Genomic DNA, 2,886 nt, shown 5'->3' on the forward strand with positions numbered 1-2,886 from the left:
CATGCAGAATATCTTTCCGGAATACTTTGTCGTACAGCGCATGAAACTTACGCTTTGGGTTCTCCTTAGCCGCAAGATAGAGGGTATTTTGGAGTTGTCGAGCGTTTTCATTGGTGGCGTTAGCCGTGTATTCGGCATTCACTTGCTCTTACCTCCTTGATATCCCGTAAACGAAGTGGGGTATTGCCTTTCGGCGCCCTTCCCTCCCCGGGGTTATGTTGTCCGCCGGATCATTGGTAGTATGGCCCCCTCCGACTCCCTTCCCGCAGCTCGCCATTTCACCTTTAGGGCTTATAGGTTTGCTAGTTACGAAAAAAAAAAAACTTCGTGCGGGGGAGGGTCTCCCTAGTTCCAGACACAACTGTCTCTGCATGCCACTCCCTTTACACCGGAGGGTTCTTCTGCGCTGCATTCCAAGTTCTTCGCGCGTTCCATGGCCTTCGCCGGGGCAGTCGTGGCTCGGCTCCCTCTTGTCCCTTTCGGGTTCACTTTCACGATGCGGTAGGATTCATTTTCATTACGGCCTGCAGATTTGCTTCATCGCGCAAAGCGCGACTTTTCACAGGGCTTCAGCCGCCGGATTTCGCCGACGTCTGCCTGCTAGCTACGGGGCGGCTTGGACCTTACCCCGACTGAAATTGCATCAGTAAGTTGTGCCTAGCTTGGCTAGGCGCGCACTGCCCGATAGTTGAGAAACTAAGGCATTAATCCTCGGATGATGAATTATCATCACATTGGTTAAATTATCCTGCACGTTACTTAAATGATCAGCTTTAACTTACATGAATCTTCCTTCAATATGTACCTCATCATTACTAATTGTCACCTTTGAATTTACCGAAAGATATTCAGTATACCCACAAACCGTTATTTCTTTGGCAGCTCCTCTTGAATCTATATACTTTAAAAAAATCGTTCCTTCTCCTATTAAGGTAAGTGCAGGCTTAATTCTCATGGTTTCTCCGCTCTTTATATTCGTTGTATAGATATCATTTGAATTGCCATTTATTATCCCAGTCTTACTGAAATAATATCGTATTCTGATTTATTATTTATAATCACCGAGAAACTTTGGATGCCGATTTTTTCTGACCGGCTACCGCGATGTTCAAATTGAACCAACTTCCCCGTTTAACTGTACGAGCTAACTACCAGATAGTTTGAAACTTAGTAACGCACCTTTTTCCCAAGGTTTCCATCCTTGTCTAATTGTAGACGTTAGTAAAAATAATTTACTGATCGTGAAGTAGAAACTAAATTCCCTTTCATATCAGAGATTTAGCTGGGTTTTCATACTCTAAATCATGATTTACATTTATTAAGAAATGACAGCATAGAATGCTGATAGGTCTTTTTACGGTGTAACTCTAATCACCTAGTCAAGTGATATACAGTTCATAAATGAATAATTAAAATTGGAGGAGAAATAAATGGGAAAGCGCAGGAGAAATTCATCCGTAGTGGTATCTCGAACTAAAGCAGCGAAGAAAGTTAAAATTAGTTCCACACCTAATACATCAATTACAGAAGGAGCCTTTGGATCTTACAGTAACAGCGCAATTGCAATGATGTCGCCTGGTCAACCGGTCCCTACATCGAAACAGGAACAAGCCCTCGCTATTAAAATTGCGAGGGCGATGCTCTCTGGCCCACGACACATCACCAAAGATGCAACCGTTGCGGAAATGGGTGAAGATGGAAGACTAATCATCCTACGCCAAGGCACAAACAATTGGATATGCTTTCCCGGGGATGAGAACCAGATCGGCAATCCCCCAATGTGCGCCGATCCGATGGGACTACAATGGATGATGGATATCTTGGCCAAGAAACCGAAACCCACGAATACAGCTCCAGGCCTCATCTACATGCTGTGCGGAGCCACGCAGCATAGCAACACCGATCCGTTCGATACGACAAGCCCGCCAATCCCGATTGGTCCGCACTGGATGATCATTTGGCCTTTTGACGCCAAGAAGTCAGGACTGCCCAATACAGTCAGAGATGCAGGTGCCTGGGTGATGTTCGATGGCACACCTTACGCCTATCTGCACATCTGCGGCACACCTTGGGTCGGCAATGTGTACAATGAGAGGAACCCAGGCGTTCAGATCCCAATCTGGACCATGGAATATGGCTTGCGATCATAGCCTTAATGTTCAGAGCCACTTTTTCATACTATGTTTATTTATAAATATAACTATCTATACTCCCTTTAGTTCAACAGGCAGCCAATAGGACCGGCTGCCTGTTGAACATGATGCTATAGTTTCTCATTATAGTATCAACTACAAAAAACTCGTTATTTTATTGTGCAGTATTTTTGAATTTTCCTACCAATTCCCTAAGTATTTTGTTACCGAGGTTAACGAACTCTAACATATCTAAATCATTACTACCGTCACCGAATGCGATAGAATTGCTAACGGCAATGTTCTAATAATCCAATACTTTTTTGATTGCTTCCGATTTAGAGCCCCCGCTCACTAAATACTCAACCATATTTTACCATGCAATAACACGCAACACTGCCCTGAAATTAGATAAAGCAGCGATCTCGTATATTCAAAATAGTTCATGTACTTTGATTCAGGCAATTCTACCCGTTTTCTTTCCCCTCCCAAATCCTAATGTAGGATCGGCTTCGTTCTCAAGCAAAAATTGTACGATTTGTAATTGTTCAAAACTTGCAGAGCAATGGAGTGGTGCTTGAGAAAGGTCTACATTGTTTTTGTTAAATACTTGATAGTTGATTATTTATTGTTTAAACTAACGTATCCGTTAGCTCAACGGACAACGGCAGCCAATCATATACGACTGCCGTCATGCGGGATTGAACTATAGTTCGCCATTAGTTGAAAGAAGGTTCGGTTAGATTTAATTCTT

General features: G+C 43.3%; 4 protein-coding genes. 1 reads left to right on the plus strand and 3 read right to left on the minus strand.

Translation table 11 applies throughout. From position 1 onward, the window contains the following. Positions 1 to 778: 778 nt before the first annotated feature. Complete coding sequence (locus AC58VC_RS38405) at positions 779 to 955, minus strand: hypothetical protein (protein ID WP_497376725.1); 177 nt, start codon at positions 953 to 955, stop codon at positions 779 to 781. A gap of 475 nt (positions 956 to 1,430) precedes the next feature. Here AC58VC_RS38405 and AC58VC_RS38410 point away from each other — a divergent pair, with 475 nt between their 5' ends. Then, positions 1,431 to 2,150, plus strand: coding sequence for a hypothetical protein (locus AC58VC_RS38410; protein WP_497376727.1), 720 nt, complete (start codon positions 1,431 to 1,433; stop codon positions 2,148 to 2,150). A 157-nt stretch (positions 2,151 to 2,307) separates the two neighbouring features. Here AC58VC_RS38410 and AC58VC_RS38415 read toward each other — a convergent pair whose 3' ends face one another. Together AC58VC_RS38415 and AC58VC_RS38420 are read right to left on the minus strand one after the other, a co-directional pair. After that, positions 2,308 to 2,433 (minus strand): HAD hydrolase family protein, encoded by a 126-nt coding sequence (locus AC58VC_RS38415; RefSeq protein WP_497376729.1) that lies wholly within the window; start codon positions 2,431 to 2,433, stop codon positions 2,308 to 2,310. A gap of 156 nt (positions 2,434 to 2,589) precedes the next feature. Further along, positions 2,590 to 2,757, minus strand: a complete 168-nt coding sequence (locus AC58VC_RS38420) for a hypothetical protein (protein ID WP_497376731.1) — start codon at positions 2,755 to 2,757, stop codon at positions 2,590 to 2,592. Positions 2,758 to 2,886: the final 129 nt, after the last annotated feature.

Source organism: Paenibacillus sp. J22R67, assembly GCF_059692175.1.

Excerpts from the sequence above, each read along its gene's own strand:
- AC58VC_RS38405 (WP_497376725.1), bottom strand. The coding sequence starts at position 955 with ATGAGAATTAAGCCTGCACTTACCTTAATAGGAGAAGGAACGATTTTT.
- AC58VC_RS38410 (WP_497376727.1), top strand. The coding sequence starts at position 1,431 with ATGGGAAAGCGCAGGAGAAATTCATCCGTAGTGGTATCTCGAACTAAA.